Origin of the sequence: Chengkuizengella marina (genome assembly GCF_009910845.1) — a bacterium.
GTDB classification, from domain to species: Bacteria; Bacillota; Bacilli; order Paenibacillales; family KCTC-33759; genus Chengkuizengella; species Chengkuizengella marina.
The window spans coordinates 1-1,778 of sequence record NZ_SIJB01000082.1 but is presented as its reverse complement, the minus strand read 5'-3'; the positions used below and the strand labels follow the sequence as shown (position 1 = coordinate 1,778).

Below are 1,778 nucleotides of genomic sequence, written 5' to 3'. Positions count from 1 at the left end.
GAAACAGCTACAGCAGATGAAACACTAAATACTATGCCTACTGACTATCAACCGTATTTATTGTCCTACCAATTAGCTGAACCAATTGAAGAAGAAGTTGTTGTTGAAGGTTCTGTAAGCCTACATGAAGGTGGGAATCATGTTGAGGTGGGTGGTGGGATTGTTGCTAGGGAAAAAGCAAATCCCGATACACCAAACACTGAAAATGTATATCTAAATAGAACAACAGTAGAGGGGACTTTGTTTAAAAATAAAACTGAAAAGATATTACAAATATACCGTAACGGTGAAATTGATGACAAATGGTTTTTTGATACTGCAAACTCCTACGGTGAAGAAAGTGCGTATATTCCGATAGAATTGTTTGACCCAACAGCCACCTACGAAGTAACATATATAGCGCAAAATATTTCAACGAATCCAATCGATGTTACTGCCACCTTTGCAAAAAATATTCGTTCCAGTCTTAACGATGTAGCTACAAAGCAAGCTGATATTGAAACAGAAGTGAGTATACACGACCGACAAATATATGAAATGTTAGTACGTTTAACCGCATTGGAGGAATAATAGTGGAAGCTTTAAGAGAATATATTTTAAGAAAAACAGGGAAAACTGTTGAACAATTTAAAAAAGAAGTTGAAGAATCTAAAAGTAAATCAGTCACTAAAACAGATATTGAAACATTAGGAGCTGCAACATTAACAAGTTTTCAGAATCAAGATGAATTAGGTGAATTAATAATGTCCTTATTCATCCAAGTGAATGATTTAGCCACAATAGTTTTACAACAACAAATTGAATTGGAGGGTTTAAAAAATGTTGAATCTCTATAGATATATGATAGAAAATAGTATGAAGCAAATTGAAGATGTGCCTGAGCCATACCAAAATATATTACGTGAAGAGATGGAAACACCTATTGAATAATCTGGTAAAATAGTACATTTTTAAACAAGCAGGTCACTTGTCTATACGACATGAAGGGTTTGAACATAGAATATCATAGCTCCTGGTAGAACTATTATCCACTCATAAAATCTCTCTACGGTGTAAACCTCACTATTTATTAGTGGGGTTTTAAACTATGAAAAATGTGTACTTGCCTTAGAATACCCGTCCAATCAAAGTAGATTCTCTGAACATAGTATATAGTACATCATATATAGAAAGGAGGGGGTATTTAATGGGTTATCACGGAGGCGGTAGCAGTATTGGTATTGTATTAGTCCTCTTTATTCTTTTAGTTATTATTTTATCGTCTATTTATGCTGTAATTGACATCTTACAATTCTAATTATTATCTTTTTAAACTTCTGGAAGTCCAGCAATTTGAAGTTTGATTACGGATATATAAAGTACTAAAGTTTAATTATTGTTAATCTAATCCCTGTCTATTTAAAGCAGGGTTTCTTTCATGTTAAGGAGGGTGGATAGATTGGAAGAAATTATGAGACAAGTCAATCGTTTGGATACTGAGCAAGTAGAAATGAAACGTCGTCTCGACAAACTGGAAATTAATGATGAAAGACATGAGGAAGATATAAGGCAATTATACGCACATCAAGAAGGAACAAAAGCTTATGTAAATCAGATCTTACAAAAGATAGATAGTTTAGAAACAAAATTATTTAATGCTTTATCGAATTCTACAACAAATAACATTAAAGAACGTCTAGGGTGGATAGAACTAATTAAATATGTGATCACTGCAACAGTTGGTGCAGTGATTTTTTATTTGTTTTCAATGAATTAGAGAGGAAGTGATAGCGTGATAG

At 33.1% G+C, this 1,778-nt stretch carries 3 protein-coding genes and 1 pseudogene; all 4 read left to right on the top strand.

Features of this window, described 5'->3' with window-relative positions; translation table 11 throughout:
• Positions 1 to 570 (top strand): annotated as a pseudogene (locus ERL59_RS20565) (hypothetical protein); the annotation flags it as partial.
• Between the two features lie 2 nt (positions 571 to 572).
• Positions 573 to 836 (top strand): hypothetical protein, encoded by a 264-nt coding sequence (locus ERL59_RS20560; protein ID WP_160648101.1) that lies wholly within the window; start codon positions 573 to 575, stop codon positions 834 to 836.
• A gap of 350 nt (positions 837 to 1,186) precedes the next feature.
• Positions 1,187 to 1,297 (top strand): dihydroorotate dehydrogenase, encoded by a 111-nt coding sequence (locus ERL59_RS20910; protein WP_201763657.1) that lies wholly within the window; start codon positions 1,187 to 1,189, stop codon positions 1,295 to 1,297.
• Positions 1,298 to 1,438: 141 nt separating this feature from the next.
• Positions 1,439 to 1,756 carry a hypothetical protein gene (locus tag ERL59_RS20555; protein ID WP_160648100.1) on the top strand — a complete coding sequence of 106 codons (318 nt, stop codon included), beginning with the start codon at positions 1,439 to 1,441 and terminating at the stop codon, positions 1,754 to 1,756.
• Positions 1,757 to 1,778 lie beyond the last annotated feature (22 nt).